Genomic DNA, 26,296 nt, shown 5'->3' with positions numbered 1-26,296 from the left:
CTCCGCGCCCCGCGTCAACCCGCTGGCTTCGCCAGCAGGTTGACACTCCGTCCGCTCCGCTCCCGGAGTAGCGGGGCAAAGCCCCGCACGGCCCTCCGCTGCGCTCCAGGCCCCTGGAGCGGGCCCGCTCCGCTCCCCCGCACCAGGGGCCCTTCGGGCCGCACTAGTGGGAACGGTGACGGGCAGGCAGGCGCGCTGGGGGACCGGCCAAAGAAGGTGGTCCGATCCCCCGATCACAGGCAGGGTCTGATTCACTCAAGGTCGACCTTTTGATGCACATGTAGCATTGGCAAAACAGAGACATACCCTCGGAACGCCTCCTGAGTGGACAGGATTCCGTATCCCCGAACCTATCGCGCGTACAAGTCAACCTGTCGATCTCATGGAATCCAGCTGATTCGGAGCCCTTGCCCGGCCTCGGCCTGCTGAGCCTGCCCCGTCCTGGGGATGCCAGCTGCCCGAGGACCTGCCTCTCCTGCCCCTACTCGCCAACTCCCGCCAGCCGCAAAGTTGGTGGGAGCAGAAGTTCACGATCAAGGCGCGCTCAACCTCCTAACTCCAGCGGGTCCGCTTCAAAACCGCGTTGTAAAGGAGGAGAGGGGACGTTGATGGATACGACCACGGCCGTGATCACGATTGGGTCTGTCGTCACCGGCAAGGCCTGTGCCCTGTTCGGGCTCTGGCTGCGCCTGCGTTGGCGGGCCCGTCGGGAGCAGGCACGGCACCAGTACCTTCTGGGCGTCACCGAGGCAGTAGCCAGCGGTGGCCGGCTGGAGCTGGACGACCAGCACGCCAACGGCCACCGCCTACGGTTGAAGATCACCCATACTCCGGTTCACGGGGAGGACCAGGCAGCGTGAGCGACCACGACCCAGCAGACGGCACCGAGTTGCCCGCGGCCGCACCGACGCGCCCCGGCCCGCTCGAGTCACGCCAGCGCTTACGGCAGCAGACAGACGAGGAGTTCTCCGCCTTCTACCGCCAAACCATCCGTCCCCTGGTGGGCTTCCTGGTCAACCAGGGCGCCACCGTGCACGTCGCCGCAGACATCGCCCAGGACACCATGACCAGCGCCTACCACCGCTGGAACGACCTGCACACACCCAAAGCATGGGTGTACACGGTTGCCTCCCGCGCGCTGGTCCGCAAGATCGCCTCCACCGAGGAGGAGCCCGTCGACGAAGTGCCCGAACCGACAGCGCTGCTGCCCCGCCCGGATGCCATCGCCGAGTGGGAGGCCGGACACGACGCGCTGCCCCTGCTGCGCAGCCTGCCGCCCCGCCAGCGCCAGGTCCTGGCCTGGACCCTGGCCGGCTTCACCCCCACCGACATCGCCGGCCACCTCGGCCTCACCGCCGAAACCGTACGCGCCAACCTCAAAAAAGCCCGCCGCGCGGCAGCCGCCTACCTCAAGGCACGGGAGGAGGACCAGTGACCCACCACCCCGAACACGACCCCCGCGACCAGGCCGTGAAGCTCTGGCTCGAGCAGCACCAGCACGCCGTGACCAACGCCCTGGACGACGCCCTCGACGTCGAAGCCGGCCTGCACGAGATCCTGCTCCACTCCCGCCACAACAGCGCCGTGGACGACCTCGACACCATCCTCAACACCGAAGCCGGCCTCGCCGACATCCTGCCTGCCACGACCGAGCGCCCGCCAGCCACTACGCGCGATGCCAATGACACGGCACATGGCCACGCCGGCACAGACGAGTTTCCGGTTTCAGCCAGCCCGGCAGACCGCATGGCCCTGCGCAACCACCCCGACGTCAAGGCAGCCAGCGACGCCCTCACCAGCGCCCTCGTCATCGGCTTCCGCCTCGACCAGGAACACGGCGTCTACCTCGACCTCGGCTATGCCCGCGCCCACGTCGCCAGCCTCGGACGCGACCTGATCCGCAACCTGATCCGTGACATCCAGGATGCGCGCGCCTTCAGCTCCGGCCTGGCACCAGGCAGCGAATATGACCGTGCCCTCAGCGTTGGCCTCGACCTCGCTCGCTCTCTTGACCGCGTCTTCAGTCCAACTCACGATCCCGACGACGCCCTCAACCGCGCCCTCGACATCGTCCTCGCAATCAGCCACGCACTGGCCCTCAATCGCACCCTCGCCCTCCAGCGCGCTCTCGATCGCGCCGAGGATCTCAACCGCATCCTCAGCGTCGGCCGTGCCCTCAACCACGCCCACCACCACGACATCGCCCGCGGCCTCGACGATGCCCTCAACTGCGCCTACGCCCTCAACCCCAACCCCGCCCCGGACATCGTCCTCAACCCCGCCCACTCCCGCATCCTCGCCAAAGCCGTCATCGACGTCCGCACCGACGAAGTCCGCCGAGCCATCGGCCTGGCCCTCCTCCAGGACCCACCCCCGCTCGACACGGACTCGGTACGCGCCTTCCTGGACGACTTCACCACAGCCGATCTGCGCACCACCAACCTGGCCGACGTCGACCTCGACGGAGTGCGCTGGTCGCAGCACACAACACGGTGGCCCAAGACCATGGACGTCGAACTCCTCAAGACCCATTCCGAGGAGACACCACCAGGCAGCGGAAACTGGACCGTCCAATCCGGCACTGCAACCATCCACGACTTCGCCGACCGGGGATGAACCCCACAAGACTGAGCCACGTAGTTCGCGTGCGCGTTCTAACCGGCCGACCGCGTCCCCGTATACCAACCAGGGTGCTGGCGTGCTCGAAGCCCGGTCAGCGCCTAGGACCCAGTGGGTCTGCTGCGATACGTGTCTAGCGCGTCGGAGTCGGCCCCATAGGGGCGGAGCGCCAGGCGGGTCACCTTGGTCCACATGTCGCGCTCGTCCGCAAGCTTGTCCGGCAGGGTCAGTCCCAGTGACTCCGCGAGCGGCTTGCGGCACAGGTTCACCAAGGCGCGGACCGCGGACGCCCAGTCGTCGGTGGCCGCGATCGCGCACCGGTACCAGACAGGTGCAAGAGAGGTGAGTCCCAGTCCGGTGCTGAGCAGCAGCGCCGTGTTCGTGGAGGCGGCGAACAGTGCACCGAACGCCGCGGCAGCGACGAGGAGATGCCCGTAGAGAAGGGCGATGAAGAAGTCGACGTTCGTCCGTGCCGTCTCGGTCTGGCGGCGTACGGGGTCCGGTGCCACACCGACCAGTTCGTCCCACAGCACCTGGCTGTCCAGGCGGAAGCGGTTGTAGCCGTACTCTTCGAACCGCCGGATGGCGTTGCCGAGCAGCGTGGGTGTGATCTGTTCGTCGTCCACGGGATAGCGCCGCAGCCGCTCCCCCAGCAACGCCCGCCGCACCATATTGCGCCGCTCGTCACCGCCACGGTGGCGCCGCAGCTGCGGGTCGGCACGCAGCCCGGAAAGCCGCGTCTGCTCCGCCGGAGAAAGCGCCACTCCGCGGCGTTCCTTGTTCGCCAGCAGAATGAGGCTGCGCCGTTTCTTGAGGACCTGCTTCGCGCGGATGTGCCGGCCGCAGCTCCACGCAGCCAGCCGGCTCGGCCACAGCAGATAACCCTCAAGCAGCCGGTAGAGCGCGGTCCGCAGAGCAAAGAAAACCAGGCCTATCAGGACCGAACCGGTGAGCAGCAGCAGTGAGGATTTTGGGCCTTGGGCAGGCCAGGTGCCGGTGACGTAAGAGGTGGTACGCAAAGTAGGCCAGACACAGAGAAGGAAGACACCGAGATTGACCGCAGTAGGCAGGATCCAGCCGACCAGCAGCGACCAAGCCCCACTGAACGCCCCTTTCGCGATATCGCCCATCGCGCCGTCAGTCGTCTTCCTCGTCGTCCCCAAAAGGAGGACCGGGCGGCCCCGTGACGGCCTCACCTGGGATGACTGTCACAAAATCGCCCGTGACGACTGCCCATCCCGTCGCCGCGACAGCGCGGTCGCCAGACGCAGTCACTTCGCCCGCATGCTCGTCGCGCTCGGCTGCCCCGGCGGCTCGAAGGTCCGTCAGTACATGTTCCAGCGCCTGCGCGAAGTCTGGATCGCGCTCAGCAGCGTCCTCCAGCGAAAAGGCCAGCCTCAGGTGAGTGCGCCGCGAAGGTGCTTCCTCGCTGATCACCTCCTCGCGAGCCCGCTCCAGGGCCGGATCATCCTGCCCCAGTTTGCCGCTCACCAGGTCAAGCAACCGATCCAGGGCCGCGTCTAACTCTGTGTCCGCCCGCCCATCTGTTCGCTGGGCCTGACGGATCAGCCCAGCCAGCAGGTACACCACAGCAAGCTCCACCGGAAGCACAGGCTCCCTCCCCCCCCTTCGACCCGGCCGAAGCAACACCCCGACCGTACTCAAACGCACCCTCCCGCAGTGCTACAGCCTCACGAGCCACCAGACAAGCCAGGGCCCAGAGCCCAGCAAACCAACTCCCCCATGCCGACGCACTCAGCCAGCAGGCGCCCGGGCACGACGGCCGACCTCACGGAAGCACACCTCCCCCAGGCCCTCGTCGGGAACGACGATTCCGACGCCTACGCTTGCTCACGGGGTGCCCGCCAGAGAAATCCATCGCATAAAGTAATTGAAGGGAGGTCGACGAATGCCCATTCAGCTCCGGGAACACCAGGTAGACGCGAATTCACGGGTCCTTAAATGGACAGGATTCCCTGCAAGATCACCGGTGCCCGCCCAGGGCGCGCGCGCCACGCTCGTGTCCGCCACCGGCTCCGGCAAGACCTACACCGCCGCCGCGGCCGCCCTGGAGTGCTTCCGAGGCGGACGGATCCTCGTCACGGTGCCCACCCTCGACCTGCTCGTACAGACCGCCCAAGCATGGCGGCGCGTGGGCCACACCGCGCCGATGGTCGCCGTATGCTCGCTGGACAACGACGCCGTCCTCGACAACCTCGAAGTACGCACGACCACCAACCCGATCCAACTCGCCCTGTGGGCCGGATCCGGACCGGTCGTTGTCCTGGCCACATACGCCTCCCTCGTGGACCGAGAGGACCCCGAAGACCCAACGGGCCGGGCCATGGTCCGCGGGCCGCTGGAAGCCGCCCTGGCAGGCGGAGAGCGGCTGTACGGGCAGACCATGAACAGCTTCGACTTCGCGGTCGTCGACGAGGCCCACGGCACCGCCGGCGACCTCGGACGGCCCTGGGCCGCCATCCACGACCAGAACCGCATCCCCATCGACTACCGGCTCTACCTCACCGCCACCCCCCGCATCCTCGCCTCCCCCCAACCCGTACGCGGCGCAGCCGGCGAAGAGCTGGAAATCGCCTCCATGACCTCCGACCCCGACGGCCCCTACGGCGAATGGATCTACGAACTCGGACTGTCCGAAGCCATCGAACGCGGCATTCTCGCCCCCTTCGAAATCGACGTCCTCGAAATCCACGACCCCAACCCGATGCGCGAGGACACGCAGGCCTCGGGGGAGGCCGCGCGGGGCCGACGCCTCGCGCTGCTCCAGACCGCGCTCCTCGAACACGCCGCCAAGCACAACCTCAAGACGATCATGACCTTCCACCACCGCGTGGAAGAAGCCGCCGCACTCGCCGAGAACCTCCCGAAGACGGCCGCCCAGCTGTACGAGAACGAGGCCGTCTCCGAGCAGGCCCTCGCGGCCGCCGAACAGCTGCCGCCGTCGTCGATCGACGCCCGCCTCTACGAACTCGACCAGGGACGCCACGTCCCGCCCCACCGGGTCTGGTCAGCATGGCTGTGCGGCGACCACCTCGTCGCCGAGCGGCGCGAGACCATCCGGCAGTTCGCCAACGGCATGGACGCCGACGGGCGGCGCGTGCATCGCGCCTTCCTCGCCTCCGTCCGGGTCCTCGGGGAAGGCGTCGACATCGTCGGCACACGCGGCGTCGAAGCCATCTGCTTCGCCGACACCCGCGGCTCCCAAGTCGACATCGTCCAGAACATCGGCAGAGCGCTCAGGCCGAACCCGGACGGGACGACGAAGACCGCACGGATCCTCGTACCCGTCTTCCTCCAGCCCGGCGAAAACCCCACCGACATGGTCGCCAGCGCCTCCTATGCGCCCCTGGTCGCCGTCCTCAACGGCCTGCGCTCCCACTCAGAACACCTCGTCGAAGATCTCGCCTCCCCCGCCACCACCAGCGGACAACGCAAAATCCACCTCCAGCGCGACACCGACGGACGCATCATCGCCACCCCAGCCGGCACCGAGGGCGAGGGCTCGACCGACGAGACCGGAGGCGGTACACAGTCGGCACTGCTGCACTTCTCCACCCCCCGCGATCCCGCCACCATCGCCGCCTTCCTCCGTAGCCGCGTCTACCGGCCCGAATCACGGGTGTGGCTCGAGGGCTACCAAGCCCTCAGACGCTGGCGCGCCCAACACCACATCACCGGCCTGCACACCGTCCCCTACGACACCGAAGTCACCGTCGGCATCACCGACACCTTCCCCCTCGGACGATGGGTCCACCAGCAGCGCAAAGCGCGTCGTACCGGCGACCTCGACACCCACCGGATCAAGCAGCTCGACGCCGAAGGCATGGTCTGGGAACCCGGCGAAGAAGCCTGGGAAAACCGCCTCGCCGTCCTCCGCTCCTACCACCACGCCCACGGACACCTCGCCCCACGCCAAGACGCCCAGTGGGAAGGCCCCGACCCCGACGGACCGGACGGCACCAGCATCCCCATCGGCCAGCTCATCGCCAACCTCCGCCGCCCCCACGGACTCGGCAAAAACCCAGAGCGCGCCGCCGCCCGGGCCGCACAGCTGACCGCCATCGACCCGGACTGGAACTGCCCCTGGCCACTCGACTGGCAACGCCTCTACCACATCCTCACCGCCTTGGCAGCCGACGAACGTGCTGGCCGACTCCCCGACATCGCCCCTGGCGTGACATTCGAGGGAGATGACCTGGGCAAGTGGCTCATCCAGCAACGGCGAAACTGGGTAGAACTCTCCGAAGAGCAGCAGCAGCGACTGTCGGCGCTCGGCGTGGCGCCCGCCGAGCGGACCGTCCCCGCCCCAAAAGGCGCGCGGAAGGCTACGGGGAAGACGTCAGCGGCCTTTCAGCGGGGCCTGGCGGCCCTCGCGCAGTGGGTGAAGCGGGAAGGCGCCCACCGGCCTGTACCACGCGGCCACAGTGAGCAGATCGCGGTCGACGGCGAGCCGGTGATCGTGAAGCTGGGCGTATGGGTCTCCAACACCCGTGCGAGGCGCGACAAACTCACCCACGAGCAGCAGGCCGCCCTCGCCGCCTTGGGCGTGCCCTGGGCAAGAGCCGCAGCGGTGCCAGCCGGGCGGTGAATCGGATGGTCAGCGAAGTACACAGCCAGGCCCCCAGGACAAGCGTCCTGGGGGCCTCGTGCCGTCAGCAGATTTGCCGCACAGGGGCCCCGGGGTGCAGGGTGCCGACGGTCTGGATGCAGACCTGGACGCGGCCGTGCGAAGTGGTGGAAGAGGTCATGCCCACCATGGTTCCCGCTGGCCAAAACCCCCGTAAGGGGTTTGCTGTTGACAATCTCAGCGTCCCAGCTCGCCGGTCGTCAGCGCCGGCGGAGGGCAAACGCCACGGCGAACGCGGCAACCAGCGCCGAGGCCACCCCGCCCACCGCCCCGATCGGACCGGTCAACGAGGGGTGGACCAGGCACAGGTAGAGCGTGGCGCCCAGGACCAGGCCGAAGACGATCCCCAGCACCAGGAGCAGCACGGGGTCCGTGCCCGAGGGCTGCGTGGCCGGCGGCTGCTGGGACTGGTTGGTAGCGGTGGACATGAGGGTTCCCTCCCTGGGATGCCTGCGGACGGTCCGCAGGCGGAACGCGGAGCATGAGGCGCCCGCACCCCTTGCGTCACGGGGTGCCAGGCGGACAGCAGAGTGCGAGACTGCGGGGTTAGGCCCGCAAGTCGACCGGGATCACAGCCCAGCAGGTGCGGCCGTCTTCCTGGGCTTGCGTGGCCGTGTGATGGCGGTGCGCTGGTACTTGTGGGCCATGGTGAAGCCGAGCGGAGAGAGGGGGGCTTTGGTGCGGTGCTCGCGTCGCTCGACGAGCCCAAGGGCGACGAGCTTCTTCAACCCGCGTTCGTGGGTGTCGGGGGACCAGCCGTACCACTCGGGGGCTTTGTCCGCGGGGAAGGTCGACCCGTTCTTCTCGCGGGCGACGACCAAGAACAGGGCCAGGCCCGGCAGGTCCAGATCCTCGTCACGGCCCAGCGTCCAGAACGTGGTCGGGATCTGCAGGAAGCGGTTCTCCTCCGCGTCGCCCACAGGGCGGTCGTAGGGCTTCCCGCTGCCGTCCTCGCGCAGGAGAGTGACCGTGATCATGGTCCCGCTGCGGCTGCACTCGATTAGCTTGCGCGCCTGCAGCCGTCGCAGGGTCCTCCAGGCACCGGTGCGGGCAGACTGATCGGTCGCGGTCTCGTGGATATCCATCAGCCGCGCCCACACAGCGCTGTCGTGCGTGGTCGACCAGCCGTTGTCCCCGTTGCTGCACGCGGCCACGATGATCAGGTAGGCCTTGAGGCCCCGCAGGTCCCTCCCGGTCACGAAGTCCTTCAGGGGCCCATGGCGGCTGGCGGCCCCCCTGTTCGCCTGGACGAAGGTCTTGCGCAGCGGCACGTTGGCCCGGATCGAACGGGTGAGGACCGCCGTACGCGTGTCCCGCCCAGTCGCGGTCGTCTCCTGCATGTCCCGCTTGGCAGGCGTCGTCGTCTTCATGCACCAGAAGGTAGCCAGTTGAGCCCTCTAACCCCAAACGATCCAGCCTCCCGAGAGCTGACGCACCAACAGCTGATCATGAACGGCCCAGCGGGTGTATGTGATGGCCGCTGAAAGAGCCATGTGACAGATCCAAGGTGAGAGACCCAGGTGAAAGGTCAACTGGGATAACTACTTGGGGGTACGCCTCAGCTCCACAACCCGCATGTCCGGCCGCCACCGTCCCGGCACGACGGCGGACCCGACCGACCACCTCGCTCTTCCGGCCCGCCGACCCGTTTCGCGCCCCCTGGCCCCGTGCCGCCGGCGCCCACAACACGAGTCCGCAGGCGGCCATCTGAGCGCCCTTCAAGCACTGCTCCGACGGGGAGGGTCGTTTCGCGCTCGGAGGCGCCCAGTGGGCCGTACGGCGACCCCTTGGCCGACAGCCGTTCCGTGCGCGCCTCGGCCAGGCCGCTGGGGGCGGGAGGGGGCTATGGAGCACGTGATGCCGCCCCAGTCGGACACGCGAGCGAGCGCCAGACCGGCTGTGACTGCGCGCTCCAGTTGGCCACTCTGTGTAGACATCACAGTGGCGCCCGGGACCAAGTGCAAGTCAGGGTGTCGCCGGATACCAGTGTTGGGGCAGGTGCAAGTCGATTGGCAGAGGTTGCCCGTTTGAAGGCACCAGGCCTCCCGGTGCTGGACCGAGGGCACCCCTGAAGTCGACTATGGAGCCGGTGAAATAAGCGTGGTCGAAGTGAACCTCGCTTGACATGAAGCTTGCTCCGTTGAAGGCCACGTCACCGCCAGCGAAATGCGTGTTTACGAAGCGCACTGCGCCGCCGAGGAACTGTGCGGCTTCGAAGTGGACCTCACAAGCGCTTTCGAACCGTGCACGCAGGAAGTTGATCTCACCTCCGGCAAAGGTCGCGTTCATGAAACTGACCTGGCCACTGAACTGCACGTCGGTGAAGTCGACTTGGCCGCTCCAAAGCGTTTCGTCGAAGAGGACTGCGCCGCCGGTGAACCGCGCGGCAGCGAAGCTTATGAGGCCATCGGTGAACCGTGCGCGACTGAAGTCTCCGCCGTCGAAGACCACCCCGGTGAAGTCCAGGTCGTGTCCCTGCCAAGTCTGAGGATGCCCGCCGGGAAGGCGGAGACGGTCGCGGATTAGGCGGATGACAGTGTGCCGGACTTCCCGTAGGGCCAAGTACGCCCGCCAGGCGCCCCCGTCACCCGACGGGAGGTCGGCCTCGGCGGTGTAGGGCAGCCGGAGATAGGCGCACAGGACGTCGATACACGTCTGTCTCAGGTCACGGGTGGGAGCATCATCGGCCAGGGCGGCTAGGCCGTGCACGCCGCCCAGTTGTACCGCTGCGGATTCCTCGCCAAGCTGAGAGACCGCTGTGGCGAAGCGCTCAGTGTGCAGGCGGGTGGCATCGCGCAGGGCGCCGTCTTCGTCTACGCGCTGGCGTCGGTAGGCCACGACCAGAGCCACCAAAGCACCAGCGCCGGCGACCACTCCGAAGGAAAGCTTCACCAGGTCGAACAGAGTCTCCGAGGTGAGCCGGTGCTCTGGGGTCAATCCCTGAGCTCCCAGTAGACGCCACCCCGCGAAAAATACCCCCGCCGCCACGGCGATGGCGGCAAGGAAAGCCAGACCAAGTGCGGTGCCGACAGGCCATAGTCGCAGGCTGCGCCGCTCGGTACGGCGTCCGGGCAGATTAGGGCTCACACACCGGAGGACTCTCTCAGCATTGCTGCCGGTTGCAACGCTCCCTGCGTCGTTCAAACGCGTTCCATGGGTTCGCACATGACGAGAACGTGCAGTTGACCTCCAGGCCCGCTTTGCGGTCGACCGGCCAACTGTCGCGCTCAATGGCCAGCTGAAGCGCTCAGTCACACCGGCTGGTCCGGGGCTCGCGCCGTCACGGTGGATCAGAGGTCGAACTCCAGGTGTTCCAGGTCGGTGAACTCCACTTCCAGGCCGTGGGCGCGACGGCCGCTGTCGCGGAAGTAGACCTCACCCAGGGCCTCGGCCGCGATCTGGCGCACCTGGTCCTCTGTGGCGCCGGCTTCCCGAGCATCGAAGAGGCGGGCTGCATGATGGGGCGGGAGGGCCAGGGTGAGGTGGCGCAGCCGGGCATCGTCGGTCGTGCCGGGGGCGGCGGTGAAGCCGAAGCGGGCGCGGGTGTCGATGACGATGCCGCCCCTGGGTGGCCGCGGTCTGCTTGGCCTTGGCCAGGATCTGCGGCTGCCAGCGCTTCTTCACCTCGCGTTCCAGGCGCTCCGCGAGGTCCTTACGGGGCTTCTTGATCTGGTCCTTCACGTACCGTTCCACGGTCCGCTGCGAGACTCGGAGCATCTGGGCGACTGCCTTGGTGCCCTTGTACTGCTTGACCAGGTACCGCATCTGCGCGCCGGCCGACTTCGGCACCGGGCGGGTGAACGCCTTCTGCACCGCGGCGTCCAGGCCGTCCCCGAACATGCTCATCGTGGTCTACCTACTCCCCAGTGTCCTGGTCGGTGACAATGCCGTCCTTGATGTATCGGGCGAGGTTGAGCTCTGGGGCGTTGAACTGCTCGCGGACGCCCTCGCCCCACAGCACGCTCTGGGTTCCCTCCCACTTGACCAGCCCGGGGTTCACGCCGAGCTTGAAGCCGCCCGGAAGGGGCTTGCCGTCCCGGTAGGGCAGGAAGTCCAGCGGCGACGGCCCGTCGGCCGCGTACACGGCGCAGTCGGACAGGATCGCGACGGGGTACTGCCCGGTAAAGGCGGCATGCCTGACGATCTTGCGGTGCATGTTGCTCCGCGTGCGGGAGACGACCGCGGCGCGGATGTCCGGGCGCCACGTCGGCCGGGCAAGGGCCCGCCATGGCTGCCCGGGCTTCCAGCCCTCGCCGCGCGGACGCTCGCGCAGCTTGCCGATGCCGCCCTTCACCGTCGCCTTGATCGCGGACACCACGATCGCCAGTGCTCGGCGACGTTCCCGCCGGCCTGGGTGAGCACCTCCCACAAGGCGTCGCCCACCACAAACCCGCCCTGCCGCGGCCGCGCCTCCACCCGCCCCTCGCGTCCCTCGGCCAGCCACCGCCACACCGTCCGCTCCGTCACCCCCGCCAAACCAGCCGCGATCCGCACGTGCAACGACGACAGACCGCCCTCACCCCGATCCACCGCCCGCTCCACCCGCCCGGCCTCCGCCGGACCAGCCGGACCCGGCACCGCCTCCCCCACCGGGGTCTGTAAAACCGTCACACGGCCAACCCCACCCGCCCCCGGCCACCCACCCGTACAGAAACAGGCAAACCCAACACAGTTGGACCGTGACCTGCTAACCACACCGTGACAGCCACCCGGTCACCCCGTGACAGCAGTCGGCGGGCACCTCCTCGCCGCCCCCATTCAGGCAGCAGCGCAGATGCACAGTCGGGCACGATGGGCCGATGGCCGGGGAAAGATTCTTCAACGACGATCCTGTCGACGGGAGCACCAACGCTCCTGACCTTCTGGGGCGCCAGCAGTACGCCCAGCACGCTGTCGCACTCCTCCACCAGGTGCGCGAGCAGAGCGAGTCCGGAGTCCTCGCGCTCATCGGGCCCTGGGGCTCCGGTAAATCGTCCGTCCTGCAGATGACGATCCAGCACCTCAAGAACGCGGCCGGCGCCACCGACACCAACCGATGGTCGGTCGCTGAACTGAACCCGTGGATATACGCGGACCTCGAATCGCTGACGCTGGCCCTGTTCAGCGAGATCCGCGCCGCCCTCCCCGACGGGAACCAGTGGTCCGAGTTGCGAAGGAAGATCGGGGCGTTCGGCCAGTCGATCAGTCCGCTGGGCAAGCTCACGGGGCTGCTCGGCCTGGACTCCTCGGAGCTGATCAACCACGTAGCCGACCGGATAGCCGGAGATACCAGCGCCTCGGCCGCCAAACGCACCGCCGAAGCGGCCCTGCGCCAGGCGGCCTTGCCGGTCCTGATGGTCATGGACGACCTTGACCGGCTCACCCCCGAGGAACTGCTGGTCGTCTTCAAGCTCATCCGCCTGGTCGGCCACCTGCCGAACGTGTACTACCTGATCAGCTTCGACGAACAGACCCTGCTGGACGTCCTGCAACGGACCGACCTGGTCGGCTCGAACGACCAGCGCGCCCAGGAATTCCTGGAAAAGCTCATCCAGGTCCGGCTCGACCTCCCGGCCTTCCGCGACCGCGACATCGCCGCTATGACCACGCGCCTCCTGAACGCACTACTGGACTCCCACGTGGTGTCCATGACTGCGGACCAGGAGCAGCGTTTCGCCGAGGCGTACTTCCGTCACCTCCAGGACCGGCTGAGGACCCCGCGGTCCATCAAGCGCTACTTCGGCCAGGCCGGCGCGACGCTCGGCTCACTGGCCGGGGAGGTCGACATCGTCGACTTCCTGATCGTCACCTTCCTGCGGACCAGCGAGCCCGGCGCCTACCGGATGCTGGGACGGCACCGCGCCGAACTGACCGGCACCAGCATCGACCCGGCGCTGCAGCGCGACTCCAGCCCCGGTGAACGCGCCGAGCGGTGGAAGGAACGCCTACGCCAGGCCGGTGTTGCCCAGGACAACATCGACGGGATGCTCGGGCTGCTTGGCCTGCTGTTCCCCGCAGTCCAGCAGGCCGTCGGCAACGGCGGCGACCCCCGTGCCGCGGCGCGCCGACGCGGGATCGGCAGCCAGGACTACTTCGACCGGTACGTCGTCTTCACCGTCCCCGAAGACGACCTCCCAGAAGCCATCTTCCAGCAGGCCCTCGCCCAAATGGCATCAGGAGCTGAGGGCGATGAGGCCGCACAGTTGCTGCTCCGGCTCAGAGAAGACACCCACCGCATCGTCCGGCGCATCGACCAACTGCGCGCCGACGGTATCCCGGTACCCGCGGCCGCGCTGCTCCAGGCCATGGCCGACAACTACGGCCAACTGACCGCGCAACCCGAAGCGATGGGCCTGCTGGGCGCAGACCGGCGGGTGCGCTCCTTCACCCCGAGCCTCCTTCTCGACCTGCCTCCTGAAGAGCGCCCTTCCGTCGTGGCCGCCATGGCCGCCACCCCTGACGGAGCAGTCCTGGCCACCCGGACCCTCCACAGCGCCACCAACCCCGACGACACCGCCTCCGAACACTCAACGACCACCGAACCTTGGGCCGCCCAAGCCCGCGACGCCCTCACCGAACGTCTGGCCGAACACCTCGCACCGGCCGCCGGACGGCCCGCCTCTGACATCACCGAGCAGGACGACACCCTGATCTGGATGTGGCGCCACACCGACCCCGCCAGCATCCGCACCTGGCTACGCGACCGCCTCGACCACGGATGGGAACTCCTCCCGCTCCTGGCCGCACTCATCACGCCCCAGCAGTTCCCGTTCCCCCTCATCGACAACGAGACCTGGGCCGGCCTCGACGCCCTGTTCACCCACGACGACCTCTACACCCGCCTCACGCCACTCCTCAACAACTCCCCCGACACCCCACCCCCCACCGACCAACACCAAACCAACATCCTCCAAGCACTCCGCGACCGCCGACCCGACCAACACCAAGCCACCCCCGACACCCCCTCCTGAACCCACCCCCCGCACCCCGGCCCACCCATAGGAACGGCCACCCCCACGACAGCCGACCCACCCCACACAGGTCAGAAAACAGCAGCCGCTTGGTCACCCCATGACAGCGAACCAACCCACACACGAGCCCCTAGACCAGGCACTCAGCACCCCCACCCTGCTGACACCCACCCAATGCCACCAACACACCCACTCACACCGACCAGCCACTGGAGTACCTGGATCTGCGCGGCCTGCCGGAGGTCGTGGCAGCGCAGCGGCGGTGGGCGCAGGTGGCCCGGCGCGCAGCCCGGGCCGGTGTGGAGGCGGGGCGGGTGTTCGGCCTGGCGCAGGCCGTGGTCGGTGGTGGGACCAGGCCCTGCACTGGGAGCGGGAAGAGCTCTGGCCGCACCGCCTGGACCAGCTCGCAGGCGGCAACGCCGGGGCCGAACTGGAGCGGTGGCGGGCCGTGGGGCGGGATGCGGTCGTCTTTCCCGAGGTGGTGGCCGTCGCAGAGGCCCTCCTGGACCCGGGGATGGCCGAGCTGGCGTGGCACGACAGCGGAGCGGGGCGTCCGCGGTCGCCGCCTGCCGACGGGGCGTTCTGCCGGCGGCCCGGGGAGCGGACGGGGCGGGCCTGGCTGGGGCCCCTGGCCGCGGTCGACTACGGCGGCCCACTGATCGCCTGGATGGGCACTGGCGCATGAAGAGCGGCTGGCCCCCGTGGCGATGAGCGTTCGGTCCTCGCAGACCGAGCGTCCATCGAAGGGGAATGTTCGGTCTTATCGGACCGATCTGACCAGCAGCTCGCCTGACTGCCGTGGAACGCCGGACGACACGTTGTGTTCACGCGGCATGAGAGCCGTCTGACGATGCGTGACGGCGCACGTCGCCCCCTGTGGACGACGCGCAGTGGAAGCAGTGGCTCACGCCCTCCTGCTGCGCACGTACCAGGAAGGGCAGGACCATGACTTCATCGGACCTTTCAGCGGGCCTGGACGGGCTCGATCACGACGATGGGCTGCCGCCCCTGCTGCGCCGGCCGGAAGCGGTGGCGGACCCGCAGCCGGTGGCCAGGCTCCGCAGGGCGCGTAAGGCGCTGCTCGCGCACCCGGACGTTTCGCTGGATGAGGCGGCGGCGAACGCCGTCACCTCGGGCGCGGTCGACCCGCTGCGGCTGCAGGCGCTCTTGGCCGCTGAGCCGTTCGGTCTACTGACGGCCAAGCCGGTCGTCGGGGGCACGCTGTATGCGACCGCGCCGCACTCCCGCTACCTCGACCTGGACGTCCTTCCGGACATCATCAACCAGAGGTGGGCGGCCCAGGTCCACACGGCCATGGACGTGGTGCCCTCCACGTTCCAGTCCACCGTGTACGAGACGCTCCTCGATCCGGCGAGCGGGGAGCCGTTCGCGGTCTTCACCGTCCGCATGCGGAACCGCAAGGCGCTGGCCCAGGCGGTCGCCGAGAGCATGTACCGCACGTATCACGCCCAGAAGGGTTTGAACGACTACACCCAGAGCGTGCTCCAGCAGGGGGTGAAGGAGCCGCTGACGCTGTTCGTGATGCGCGTGGTGTACGACGACCGCAGCGAGGACACCTTCCTGGTCACGGGCGACGGCAACAGCCGGCTGATGAGCATGTGGCTGGCGCGGGCCGGCGGCGACATCCACGCCGCGATCTCGGCGTGCATCGCCTCCGCCATCGGCTCGCTGGACCACCCCGGGACACGCAGCCGGGCGGAGCAGGGGCAGGCCCGTCAGCGGGCGAGTGAGCTGACGGCGCGTACCCGCAAGAACCTGGCGGCGTCGACGATGACGGAGGCGACGCGGCGGGAGGCCCACACGATCGCGTTCCCCGCCACCGTCGTCGTCGGCGCGCGCGCCGACGACGGCGGGCCGCTGGCCGACCTGGTCGCGGCCCGTGACGACCTGCTGGCCAATCTGCACGTCCACGTCGTCCCCTGGACCGGGGTAGCACAGAACACGCAGGGCATGCTGCGGGTCTACCGGCACGCCCTGTGCGAGGGCCGGATCAGCACAGACGTGTACCACGTGCTGTCGGGCACCGTCGACGCGCAGGAGATGCACGAGCTGCTCGGGATTCCCGCGCACCGGCTGTGGTCGGCTGCGGTCCATCAGCACGTGATGCTGGCCGGGCCGGGCGCATACGCCATGAACCAGCTGGTTAAGCAGGAATTCGGGCTGGCCAGGGCCGACCGGCAGCGCATCAGCGAGCGGTTGGCGCCCATGGCGCTGTCCGCCTACCGCAGCCAGGACGGCATCGAGCAGCCGTTGCGGGCCTTCGGCAATGGCGGCACGATCACCGACCGGGTGTGGAAGCAGCCGTGGTCCCTGACCCAGGGCAGCGAGCCGTCCAAGGTCCTCGATGACCTCCTCGACCGCGCCTTGGCCGGCGAGGCGGGCGCGGTGGCGGAGCTGACCGTGCTGGGCGGGACCGCCGCCATCCTCGACGGCTACATCACCCGGGACCGCGGCTCGAAAGCGGGCACCACCCGAGACAGCCGTACGGCGCCCTTCCGGGCCACGCCCGTGAACCTGCTGGATGTGCTGTCGAAGACCGCCGGGGGGTTGCGGATGCTGCACTCCATCGCCCGCGCCCACGTCGCCGCCGACCCGGCCGTCCTGCCCAAGCAGTTCCACACCCAGGACCGCGAGGTCGACGGCGTGCCCGTCCGCGACGGCGACCCCGTGCTCGACAAGGCCCGTGAGCAGGTCATCATCGACTACGAGTGGGACCTCGTCTACGCCGCCGCCCCGGCCAGGGCCCTGGCCACCATCGCCAAGAACAGCGGCGAGCCGCCGGAGCTGGAGGCGGAGGACGTGCGCCAGCGCCGGATGCTCTCGAGCGGCATCGCCTCCGCGTGCAAGGCCGCGCGGACGCTCGCCCGCATGCGCCAGAGCCGTGGCCCGGAGGTCTTCGGTCACGAGGACACGGTCGACGACCTGCGCGCGCAGCTGCGCCAGGTCGAGGAGATCCTCCTGCGGTTCGGGCCGTCCCAGGCCTCGTTCCTCTTCCACGAGGACGAGGAGGAGGGCGAGTGAGCACCGGTCTCCTGCTGTCCGTGCTGAGCCTGGCACGGCCGGTGTCTGATGTCGGCGCGGCGGACCGCGGTTTTGGACGGTCACAGTCGGCGGTGCGGGTGACACGTGGCCGAGCGCTGCTGCGGGCCGGTGCCGAGGGGCGGGACCAGTGAGCGCGCCCGCCCCGCAGCAGCCCCGCGTCGGCGGGATCCGCCCAGCGGCCGTGAGCATGGTCAGCGGCAGCGCGGTCGTCACGGCTCTGACGATTGCCAACGCCCCGTGGAAAGCCGTGGTCCCGACCGTGCACCACGCTCGTGGTCTCGCTCGTTCTCGGCCTGGCCAAGATCGTGATATCCGAGGAGTCCGAGCACAAGCTCAACCTGCTGCTCGCCTTTATCCGCTACCTCGAGCGCCGGGCTGAACTGCGCAAGCACTCACGGCCGCGGCGCAACTGATCCCTGTCGGACGTCGCCCCCCGGTTCCCGAGGGGCCCGGCCGGGCCACTGCCGCCTAACAGCAGTGGCCCGGCTCCGGACCACGATGCACTCCGCACCCTGTGAAGCGCTCATAAGACGTACATCTCGCGTACCAGTCATATGCGGAAGGGCGCCCTTGCCGGGCCATGAGGCGCCTGCGAGGCGGTCTTCCGTGCGTGGCCAGGACTACCGAAGCATGGTGTCATCCAGACACGCGTTTCCTCTACCTGCGGTAGAGGGGCGCGGTAGAGTCGGGATATGGCAGCAGACGAGACGAGTATCAAGGTGAGCACGGCCGCTCGGGACCGGCTCGCCCAGCTGGCGGCCGAGCACGGCACCACGATCCGTGGCCTGGTGGAGGATCTCGCGCAGGGCACTCCGACGCAGGCTGAGTATGCGGAGCGTGCCGAACTGGCTCGCGCCGAGCTCACTTCCGCCCTCGGCAGCGCGCCGAGCCCGGAGGCCGAGGAGAAGGCGAAGGCCCTGCTGGAGCGTCTGGGCGGCGCCGCGCACAGCCCGCAGGCGGCCGCGTAGTGGCGGCGATCGCGGTCGTCCTGGACCACACGGCCGCCGCGGCGCTGTACGACCCGAAGGAGCCGTTCAACGAGGCGGTCGCCGCGTTCTACGTCCAGGCCTCCGGCGGACTCGGTGACCTGTACGCGCCGGTGCTCTCCCTGACGGCCGGCGACGCCGAACGGCCCGGTCTGCTCGGCTACATCAAGGGGCTGCGGTTCATCCGCATCGAGGCCTTCGACACCGACGCCGCGGTCACCGCCACCGAACTCCTGCGCTTCGGGCACTCCTGGGCCGCCGTCCACGCCGTCCACGCCGCCCGCCCCTCCCCCGCCCACCCCACCGGGCGGTACCTGCTCACCCTGACCCCCAAGGCGTACGCGGGCACCGGCGTCCAAGCCGTCCACCCTGACCAGTAGCCGTCCGCCGCCCTGGCAGCAGAAGACGGTCGCCCCCGCTTGTTCTGCCGTCACGATCGTCGCATTGCCCCGGGCCTGGCTGCCGCCGCCTGACCCCTGCCAAGGGCCCGGCAGTGCTTCGCCGGGAGCGGCGCCGCTCGCACAAGGGCGGTTGGGTCTTCTGTTCTGATGTGCCCGGCCGCAGGCCCGAGGTGTCTTCCGGAGGAACTGTGCAGTTCACTGTCCTGCCCGTCCGCGGGCGGCCCGTCTCCCCCGTGCCGGGGCAGGCCTTCCTGGTTCGGGACGACTGGGATGACTACAGCTTCAAGACGACCTTCCGGCTGCTCTGTGTCGATTCAGACGGCGAGATCAGGGAGATCGGCGGGGTCAAGATCGGCCGGTTCGGCATGGTGGCACCGGCCAGGACGCCGCTGCCGGAGGACTTCGAGACCCTGGACGGGGCCTTCTTCTCGCTCGGGCTGAGAGACACCTACTACGAACGGCTGCGCGAGCTGGGTCCCGATCTGCAGCGCACCGTGCTGCGGGCTCTCAACGATGTCTCCTTCGACCTGGACCTCTTCGCCCGTGCCCGCACCGAGAGCGTGATGGGCACGTCCCTGCTCCGGTCCGTTTCCGCCGACACCGTCGTCGGCCGCTTCAGGGGCAGCGACATACCCGCAGGGCCGCCGGCGGCCATCACCGACGTCACCCGGCGGCACCTGTTCGACGCGCTGCGCAGCACCGGGGCGAGCTGGTCGGGCAGCCTGGACGAGATCACCTTCCTGCGCAGGCTGTACGACCTGGGCCGTTTGAAGAGTCACGACCCGCGGTTCACCACGGCCGAGGACGACATCGTCCAGCACCGCTACAACAACCCCGAGGACTGGGAAGACGACTGGGTCTTCGGCGACGACCGCTTCGGGCTCGCCGACGGCGCCGACGAGGTCCTGCTCCGCTTCCTCGCGGAAATGGTCCACCCCGCCGTGCGGGCGGACCCCGTCGAGGTCCGGCGACTGCTGGCGGTGGTCAATGATCGTCTGGCACCCGATGGCTACGAGCTCGCCGAGGTACGCACCGTCAGCGGCTACCCGGTGTACGAGGCCCGCCGGATACCGGCACACCCCGGCACCCCCCACTCCGCTCCCCCAGCTGCCCCGCCGTCCGCACCATCCGGCCAGGACGCCCACGCCGCAGTCCGCCGTGCCGCTCGCGGCGAGCGCAAGGACTACGCCTGCCCGCGCGAGCCGGTCCCGGACGGGGGCCAGGCGGACGTATTCGAGGCGATACACAAGCCCACCAGCACGACCGTCGCACTGAAAAAACTGCACAGCAAGTACCCGGCCGAACGCCAAGTGGCCCGCATGCGACGCGAGATCGAGATCGGCCAGCTACTCAACGGCCATCCCCACGCCATGCCGATTCTCGACTTCAGCACCGACCACACCTGGTTCGTGATGCCCTGGGCGAACGCGACCGCCGCACAACGCCAAGAACTGCTGCGGGAACCGGCCGAGCTGCGCGCCCTGGTCGACGCCCTGGCATCGGTACTGGCCGCCGCACACGAGCATGACTGGCTGCACCGCGACATCAAACCGTCCAACATCCTCCTCTTCAACGGCCGCTGGACCCTCGCCGACTGGGGTATCGTCCGCCGGCCGCGAGGCCAGACCACCAAAGCGGGCCGAACCGGCCACTTCCTCGGCACCGAGGGGTTCGCCGCCCCGGAACTGTTCAGGAAACCCCACGAAGCCACAGCGTCCAGCGACATCTACAGCATCGGCAGAGTCATCGCCTGGGCCCTCACCGGCAAGCTGCCGGAGACCAACCTGCCGCTGCTCCCCCCTCCCGGCCCGTGGCGCACCATCGTCCGCGCCGCCACCCATCAGGATCCGCAACGCCGCCCCCAGACCGTCAGCGACCTGCTCGCCCTGATCGACCGCGAACACGCGGCCATCCCCGAGGACCCCCTCCAGACCGCCCAAGCGCTGCTCGAAGCCGCCGGCAACGGCGACTCGACCGCCGTCGACACCCTGCTGACCCTGGTCGGCGACCACCCCGAGGACTACGAACTCCACGTCGGCGTGCTCGCCCGCCTCGACGCCCAGCAGGCCGGACCAGCCCTCGCACGAGACCCCGCACAAGCTCACAGCCTCCTGCGCGCCCTGGCAGAGCACGTACACGGAGACGACACCCACATCGTGCAGTTCGGCGACGCCGCCGCAGTCGTGATCTGGCTGCACAGCATCTGCGTCTACGCCGCCGACCACCGCGACTGGGACCTGCTGGAGGAGGCCGCCCACACCATGTGCACCTGGGACGGCGCATGGGACCAGTGGAGCGCCCAGGACAAGATCACTCCCTGGCTGCGAACCCAGAAGGATCAGGCCGCAGTCGTCATCGCCGCCGTGCTGCGCGACCACCCGGACTCCGCCCAGCACTTCAGCCACGTCGCCGACGACCGCGCCGCCGACCCCCGCATACGCCAGGCACTACGCACCAGCACGGCCGGCTGAAGCGGTCGGCGCCTCGAGGAGACGTGGTACCGCACCCTGCAGGACCTGACGAACGGCCGACAGGGATGATGCGAGCCTGGCCCGAGAGGGGAGGGCGGAAGCCACTGTCGCTGGCCTCCGCCCTTCTTCGTGTTCGGTGGCGGGTCTCAGCCCTCCGGTTCGCGCGGCTCGACACGGGAGAAGAACTCCTTCGCAGCCTGCGTGTCGAGTTCCCCGTCGTGATCGCGGAGCGCCGCAGCGCTTCGCCCGTCACCTGGGCGGGGATGTCGAGCTGCTGCTGTGCCTCGCTCATGATTTCGCCGATGTACCACTGGGCCGAGGTCGGAAAGTGCTGGATGAACCAGCCGAGCATCTTCGCCAGGGGCACCGACAGGATGAGGTCGAAGGCCTTGAGCTCACCGCCCCGGCGTTCGGCGCCGCGGAGTGAGGTGGCGAAGTCCTCCAGGACGGCGTGGCGGATGGTCGGTCCAAGGGCGTCGGTCGGGATGATCTGCCGGAGGCTGTCGGCGACCTCGAAGGCCAGTTGGTCGGCCACCTCCCGCACGCTCGGCTCGTTGCGCTGCCGCAGGACCCAGCGCTTGCGGATGTCGGGCCGCTTCCACAGGAAGCCGAAGAAGCTCTCGCTGAACCGGTCGCGGATCTGGGCCGCCCCTGGGGCGAGACGGTGACGGCCGCTGGCCGACATGGCCTCCCGCAGCCCCTCGGAGGAGCGGCGCCGGGCTTCTGCCCAGTCTTCGGCGACCGGGCGGGACCACTGGGCCCGGCTGCCGACGGTCGCCTGGGGCGGCGGCACGTCGTTCTCGCCCCGGGAGATGTAGCCCTGCAGGGTGGAGGCCGTGATGCCGCCCAGCGCGGCCATCTCCGGCACGCCGAGCAGAACGAAGAGCATTGCGATACCTCGCCACCGCCACAACGGACTATGGGCGATCGCTGCCGCATGATGCGGGGCGGATCAGCTCGGCAGCTTCCGGCCATGGGGGAAGGCGCCATCGGCTGTCAGGGTGGACCTGCAGGTGCCCGCCGTGCCACCGGAAGTACGACGGCTCGGGCGGGAAGATCCTGTAGCGGTGATCCGTCGTAGATGCTCCGTGCCGCACCTGCTGTCCGTTCTCCTGCTGACTCTCGTTTCCATGTCGGGCACTGCAGTCATTTCTCATGCGGCCGAGGCCTATCAGGCCGACTCCTGCGGAGTCGACAAGGTTCGTGGCGTCAAGGTCACCGCATCGGCAGAATTTGATCACCGTGGTCAAGACTACAGCATGGTCACCAGCGTGATGGAAATCAAGATTCCGGCCGGATGGGGGCGCTCCGCGGATCTACTCCTGGACACTCACGCGTCTCGTTATCGTGAAGTGCTGCGCTGCCTTCTTGGGAAAGTCTCCGAAGAGGATTTCTATGACGAGGATGAGTGGCGGTTGAAGCCGCTCACGGTGCATTCCGACGAGAAGGGCGTAGTGGTTCACTACGAGGCCGTTGCTTGGGTGCAAGGGCTTGGCACGTATCAAGTCGGTCCCTGGAGGCTAGTGGCTGGCAGGAGCACCTGGAGTATCCGATTGGTGCACTCGGAGGGTCTTGCCAAGGCGGTATGGGAAGACGTGCAGGTCCATACGGGGGGTCCCAGACCGTTGTCGGTCGCCACCCCGCCAGCTAGCGGCGAAAACGGCACCCTACTGAGCTGGCACAACAAGAGGCCGACTGACTGCATGGTCACGTTCCGCCCGCCCGCAGCCCAGCAGTGGGGAGCAATCGGGTTGTCACAGGAGCAGGCCTGGGAAGCTCTGGGGGTCTACAGCGGATCGGCCGCGGCCTGGTACGTAGTGGCAGGTGCCCTCTTGCTCATCGCGGTGAGAAAAATTCGGCAAGGGCTTGGGCGACGGCCGATCGAGGAGGAAGAAAAGGCATTGCGGACACTGCGCTCCTGGGCGCTCCTTCAGGTGGGTCTCAGCCTGCTCGTCTACATGGGCGACAATGTCTACTATTTCATGGCGGATCGCTTTTCCTGGATTCACGACTACTGGCCAACCGTGGCTTTGTTTTCACTGCTGTTCATGGGGCTCATCCTTTGCCTCTTCGGAAAGTTGCAGAAGTCTCTGCTTGCCCTCGCGTGCGCACTAGCATTTTCTATTGTCGGACTTTCCGTCGGCTCTGAAGTGACGGAGGATGCGCTATTTCCCGCGTCTGATGTCTATATTTCCCCTGCGGGAACGCGGGATGTGCTGATCGCTTATGCGGCTGCAGTTTTTGTGTTCTGCATGGGCGCAATTTCGGCAGGGCAGAGATCTCCATTGACGGAGGGGCAAAGATTGTCGAAATGGCAGATGACATCTATTTCCGCAGGGTTTTCGGTGTTGACTATCCTGTGGGAGTTTCCGGCCTTTAGCCTCGACTGGGATCGCCGTACTTGGCTTGCCGACCCTGCCTGGCCGACATACAGGAAAGGATTTAATGAATCATACGATTGGTGGTGGTACCGGTTCCCCAACGCGGCACTACCGTATCTGTGGGAATCTACATGGATTGTCTTGACGGCGCTGGTGTTGCTGGGGGCCCTTCGCGCCTGCCGAGCAGAACGAAATGACACTGGCTCGTTCACGCCCACTCGGCCTGAAATGTTTCTTCTCGTGGTCCTTTTCGCGCTGGTTGCGCTCCCTGATTACTCGACCTACTTCGGCATCTCGGGTACCACTCTGGGCTCGCTTATCGGACTCTGTACCGCTTGGATGATACTGTCCTTGGCGCGTTCCAAGTCCGTGCTGCGAAAGCCTTCCTCAGACGGCCTTCCTCTGGGCCAAGTCATTTCACAGACCGATCGATCGCACCTTCTGAGCATGGTGCGGCAATATCGAGAGCTCCAGGATCAGCTTCATCACGCCGACTCCGGAAACAGCGTCGGGCGTGCGGCGACTCAGTCGGTCGAGCGTCAAATCGATCAACTGGACCGGTGTCTGCCCGAAGGAGTCAGGCCCATCGATGTGGCCTTCGCCCTAGGCCCCATGGCCACATGGTGGGCAAATGCCTGCAGGTGCGCGATCATCGCCTGCTTCGTCGGCCTCCCCGCGACCGCGGTGATGTATTGGAACGACATGGTCGGAAATAACAACTGGGTCCTGGTCACTCTTGTCTCCCCCGTATTTCCGTCAATCGTGCTAGACGTTCTCTCCTGGCAGCTCGCCTGGATGGGCGGAGCATTCTTTCTGGGGGCGCTTTGGCGTGACCTTCCCGGCCGCCATGGGCCGACAAAAGCATTCTGTGTCTCTGTAGCTTTCTCCATTCCCGTTGCCGTTCACCGAATCCTTGGCGAACTCAGTGGGCAGAGCCTTCAAGGTACGGTCGCCGAGGTTGCCACCTTCACATCGGTGTTGACCGTCACAGGATTAGTCATGGATGTGCAAACGTTCCAGAGTGAACGGCGCTACTGGCCCACGAGTGCCAGTCTGGTTGTCTACATCTACCGGATGCGACTTGCCTCGGTCGCATTCTTTCTGGCGCAGCTCGTGGCCCTCGTCTCGGTCTGGAAAGCTCTGCGGGAAGGCGGTCCCACGGCACCCCCGCCCCGATAAGAACGTGACGACATGCACACCGTGATGAGAGAAGCACGGTCATGTCCCCTGTAGTGCAACGCCAGTGCGTTAAGGGTGTGTGCGCCCTGTCAAGAGGGCGGGACCTCTGGTAGTTCGCATGGTGTCGAAGCCATTGCGAGTGTCCCGGAGGTCCCGTTGTCGCAGAATTCTGTCAGCGTCAGGTCCGGCGCGACAGCCCTGGACGTGTACGCGCCTGGCCATCTGGGCGAGTTGACCGAGATCATCAACCCCGAGTTGGTCGACGCGGTCCTGGAGGACACCGGTGTCCGACAGCAGCGGCTGCGGCTGCTCCCGGCGCGCGTCGTGGTGTACTTCGTGCTGGCCCTCGCCTTCCTCGAGCGATCCTCCTACCAGGCGGTATGGGCCAAGCTCACGGCGGGACTGGGCAGCGTGCGCGTGGCCCACCCGTGCGCCTCGTCGCTGGCCCGTGCCCGGCGCCGACTGGGAAGCGGACCACTGCGCCACCTGTTCACGATCCTGGCCGGCCCCGTGGCCGACCACCGCCAGTCCTGCGCCTTCTACCACGGCCTGCGCCTGGTCGCCGTGGACGGCACCACCCTGTCCGCTCCCGACGAGGAAGCGGTGACCTGGCACTTTCGCAAACACATCGGCAGGGTCCGCGCGTTCGGCTACCCGCTGGTGCGCCTGGTGGCCCTCGTGGAGTGCGGCACACGGGCTCTGGTGGACGCGGTCTTCGGACCCGACGACGTCGGCGAACTCGCCTACGCGCGCCGTCTGCTGGGACATCTGGATGCATCGATGCTCTTACTGGCCGACGCCTACTACGACGCGTTCGATTTCCTTCAGGCCGTGCAGGACACCGGGGCCCGTTTCGTGCTGCGCTCCACCCGCAAGCGGCGCCCGACGGTGCGCCGCCCACTGCCCGACGGCTCCTACCTCACCGCGGTCCTGCCGCGCCGCTACCGTGCCAGGGCGGACGGGCAGCGGGTTCAGGTGCGGGTGGTCGAGGCGTGGCTCACCGTGGTCCTCGCCGACGGTACGCGGCGCACGGAACTGTGGCGGCTGCTGACCAATCTGCTGGATGCCGAGCGCCACCCCGCCAACGACCTGCTGCGGCTCTACCACCAGCGCTGGCAGGCGGAGACCTGCTACTTCTCGCTGAAGTCCACGATCTTGGACGGGCGAGTGCTGCGTTCACGCAGTGTCCCCGGTCTTGAACAGGAGATCTTCGCGCTGCTGACGGTCTACCAGGCGCTGGTCCGCATGGCCGGCGATGTCACGACGGCCACGCCGGGACTGTCCGTCCAGCGGGTGAGCTTCACCGTTCTGTTCCAGGCCGCCGCGGACCAGATCATCGTCGCCCCGGGGCCGGCCCGGGGCAGTGCGACGTCGTTGATCGGAGCCATCGGCCGGGCCGTGCTGGCCAACCTCCTCCCCGAACAGCGCCGCCAGCGTCTGAAGGCCCGCTACCGCAAGACATCCAGCAAGTACCAGTTCCAGCGGGACCAACATCCGCGCACCGTGCAGACGTACACACTGGACTTCAAGATGGTCAAGGACGGAGACATTGACGCCGGGCCTGACGGCTAATGCAACGGCGTTGCACTCAGCGGGAC

General features: G+C 67.9%; 20 protein-coding genes and 2 pseudogenes. 14 read left to right on the top strand and 8 right to left on the bottom strand.

The features are described from left to right. Nucleotides 1-608: 608 nt before the first annotated feature. The 3 genes from ACIPSA_RS46720 to ACIPSA_RS46710 are packed head-to-tail and all read left to right on the top strand — an operon-like array spanning nt 609 to nt 2,616. A complete protein-coding gene (locus ACIPSA_RS46720) occupies nt 609-860 on the top strand; it encodes a hypothetical protein (RefSeq protein WP_402647208.1) in 252 nt (83 codons plus the stop codon). Further along, nucleotides 857-1,435, top strand: coding sequence for an RNA polymerase sigma factor (locus ACIPSA_RS46715; protein WP_402647205.1), 579 nt, complete (start codon nt 857-859; stop codon nt 1,433-1,435). Before ACIPSA_RS46720 ends, ACIPSA_RS46715 begins: the two co-directional genes overlap by 4 nt. Continuing rightward, the gene (locus ACIPSA_RS46710) at nt 1,432-2,616 is read left to right on the top strand and encodes a hypothetical protein (protein ID WP_402647203.1); all 1,185 of its coding nucleotides are present in this window, start codon (nt 1,432-1,434) and stop codon (nt 2,614-2,616) included. Before ACIPSA_RS46715 ends, ACIPSA_RS46710 begins: the two co-directional genes overlap by 4 nt. A gap of 104 nt (nt 2,617-2,720) precedes the next feature. Here the strand turns inward: ACIPSA_RS46710 and ACIPSA_RS46705 are convergent, their stop codons facing one another. Further along, the gene (locus ACIPSA_RS46705; RefSeq protein WP_402647202.1) at nt 2,721-3,749 is read right to left on the bottom strand and encodes a hypothetical protein; all 1,029 of its coding nucleotides are present in this window, start codon (nt 3,747-3,749) and stop codon (nt 2,721-2,723) included. Nucleotides 3,750-3,756: 7 nt separating this feature from the next. Continuing rightward, nucleotides 3,757-4,221 carry a hypothetical protein gene (locus ACIPSA_RS46700; RefSeq protein ID WP_402647200.1) on the bottom strand — a complete coding sequence of 155 codons (465 nt, stop codon included), beginning with the start codon at nt 4,219-4,221 and terminating at the stop codon, nt 3,757-3,759. A 307-nt stretch (nt 4,222-4,528) separates the two neighbouring features. Here ACIPSA_RS46700 and ACIPSA_RS46695 point away from each other — a divergent pair, with 307 nt between their 5' ends. After that, nucleotides 4,529-7,228 carry a Helicase associated domain protein gene (locus ACIPSA_RS46695; protein WP_402647198.1) on the top strand — a complete coding sequence of 900 codons (2,700 nt, stop codon included), beginning with the start codon at nt 4,529-4,531 and terminating at the stop codon, nt 7,226-7,228. Nucleotides 7,229-7,467: 239 nt separating this feature from the next. On the opposite strand, the gene ACIPSA_RS46690 is transcribed toward ACIPSA_RS46695, so the two are convergent. From ACIPSA_RS46690 to ACIPSA_RS46670, 5 genes and pseudogenes are all read right to left on the bottom strand, one after another. Then, nucleotides 7,468-7,695, bottom strand: a complete 228-nt coding sequence (locus ACIPSA_RS46690) for a hypothetical protein (RefSeq protein WP_266699160.1) — start codon at nt 7,693-7,695, stop codon at nt 7,468-7,470. 141 nt (nt 7,696-7,836) lie between these two features. Then, nucleotides 7,837-8,637, bottom strand: a complete 801-nt coding sequence (locus ACIPSA_RS46685) for a hypothetical protein (RefSeq protein WP_402647194.1) — start codon at nt 8,635-8,637, stop codon at nt 7,837-7,839. Between the two features lie 595 nt (nt 8,638-9,232). Continuing rightward, nucleotides 9,233-10,354, bottom strand: a complete 1,122-nt coding sequence (locus tag ACIPSA_RS46680) for a pentapeptide repeat-containing protein (protein WP_402647192.1) — start codon at nt 10,352-10,354, stop codon at nt 9,233-9,235. 203 nt (nt 10,355-10,557) lie between these two features. Then, nucleotides 10,558-11,113 (bottom strand): annotated as a pseudogene (gene tpg / locus ACIPSA_RS46675) (telomere-protecting terminal protein Tpg). Nucleotides 11,114-11,123: 10 nt separating this feature from the next. Further along, nucleotides 11,124-11,627, bottom strand: a pseudogene (locus ACIPSA_RS46670) (transcriptional regulator); the annotation flags it as partial. Between the two features lie 439 nt (nt 11,628-12,066). Between ACIPSA_RS46670 and ACIPSA_RS46665 the strand changes: the two are divergent. From ACIPSA_RS46665 to ACIPSA_RS46630, 8 genes are all read left to right on the top strand, one after another. Continuing rightward, entirely contained in the window at nt 12,067-14,217 is a 2,151-nt protein-coding gene (locus tag ACIPSA_RS46665) for a P-loop NTPase fold protein (protein ID WP_402647189.1), read from the top strand. A 448-nt stretch (nt 14,218-14,665) separates the two neighbouring features. After that, nucleotides 14,666-14,902 carry a hypothetical protein gene (locus tag ACIPSA_RS46660; protein WP_402647187.1) on the top strand — a complete coding sequence of 79 codons (237 nt, stop codon included), beginning with the start codon at nt 14,666-14,668 and terminating at the stop codon, nt 14,900-14,902. 260 nt (nt 14,903-15,162) lie between these two features. After that, nucleotides 15,163-17,259 carry a hypothetical protein gene (locus tag ACIPSA_RS46655; protein WP_402647184.1) on the top strand — a complete coding sequence of 699 codons (2,097 nt, stop codon included), beginning with the start codon at nt 15,163-15,165 and terminating at the stop codon, nt 17,257-17,259. Continuing rightward, a complete protein-coding gene (locus tag ACIPSA_RS46650; protein WP_402647182.1) occupies nt 17,256-17,411 on the top strand; it encodes a hypothetical protein in 156 nt (51 codons plus the stop codon). The genes ACIPSA_RS46655 and ACIPSA_RS46650 overlap by 4 nt, the downstream gene beginning before the upstream one ends. A gap of 141 nt (nt 17,412-17,552) precedes the next feature. Then, a complete protein-coding gene (locus ACIPSA_RS46645) occupies nt 17,553-17,693 on the top strand; it encodes a hypothetical protein (RefSeq protein WP_402647180.1) in 141 nt (46 codons plus the stop codon). Nucleotides 17,694-17,972: 279 nt separating this feature from the next. Continuing rightward, nucleotides 17,973-18,248 (top strand): hypothetical protein, encoded by a 276-nt coding sequence (locus ACIPSA_RS46640; protein WP_402647178.1) that lies wholly within the window; start codon nt 17,973-17,975, stop codon nt 18,246-18,248. Then, nucleotides 18,248-18,646, top strand: a complete 399-nt coding sequence (locus ACIPSA_RS46635; protein ID WP_402647175.1) for a hypothetical protein — start codon at nt 18,248-18,250, stop codon at nt 18,644-18,646. The genes ACIPSA_RS46640 and ACIPSA_RS46635 overlap by 1 nt, the downstream gene beginning before the upstream one ends. Nucleotides 18,647-18,855: 209 nt before the next feature. Further along, nucleotides 18,856-21,138: a protein kinase gene (locus tag ACIPSA_RS46630; protein WP_402647173.1), complete on the top strand. Its 2,283-nt coding sequence runs from the start codon at nt 18,856-18,858 to the stop codon at nt 21,136-21,138. Here ACIPSA_RS46630 and ACIPSA_RS46625 read toward each other — a convergent pair. Continuing rightward, the gene (locus tag ACIPSA_RS46625; protein ID WP_402647170.1) at nt 21,065-22,027 is read right to left on the bottom strand and encodes a hypothetical protein; all 963 of its coding nucleotides are present in this window, start codon (nt 22,025-22,027) and stop codon (nt 21,065-21,067) included. The two genes, ACIPSA_RS46630 and ACIPSA_RS46625, sit on opposite strands and share 74 nt — an antisense overlap. A gap of 112 nt (nt 22,028-22,139) precedes the next feature. Here ACIPSA_RS46625 and ACIPSA_RS46620 point away from each other — a divergent pair, with 112 nt between their 5' ends. Together ACIPSA_RS46620 and ACIPSA_RS46615 are read left to right on the top strand one after the other, a co-directional pair. Next, nucleotides 22,140-24,698 carry a DUF6185 family protein gene (locus ACIPSA_RS46620; RefSeq protein ID WP_402647168.1) on the top strand — a complete coding sequence of 853 codons (2,559 nt, stop codon included), beginning with the start codon at nt 22,140-22,142 and terminating at the stop codon, nt 24,696-24,698. 156 nt (nt 24,699-24,854) lie between these two features. Then, the gene (locus ACIPSA_RS46615; RefSeq protein WP_402647165.1) at nt 24,855-26,270 is read left to right on the top strand and encodes an IS4 family transposase; all 1,416 of its coding nucleotides are present in this window, start codon (nt 24,855-24,857) and stop codon (nt 26,268-26,270) included. The last annotated feature ends 26 nt before the right edge of the window (nt 26,271-26,296 follow it).

This window comes from Streptomyces sp. NPDC086549, assembly GCF_044746205.1.
Lineage (GTDB): Bacteria > Actinomycetota > Actinomycetes > Streptomycetales > Streptomycetaceae > Streptomyces.
The sequence above is the reverse complement of the archived record's forward strand: the minus strand, read 5'-3'. Positions and strand labels throughout refer to the sequence as shown.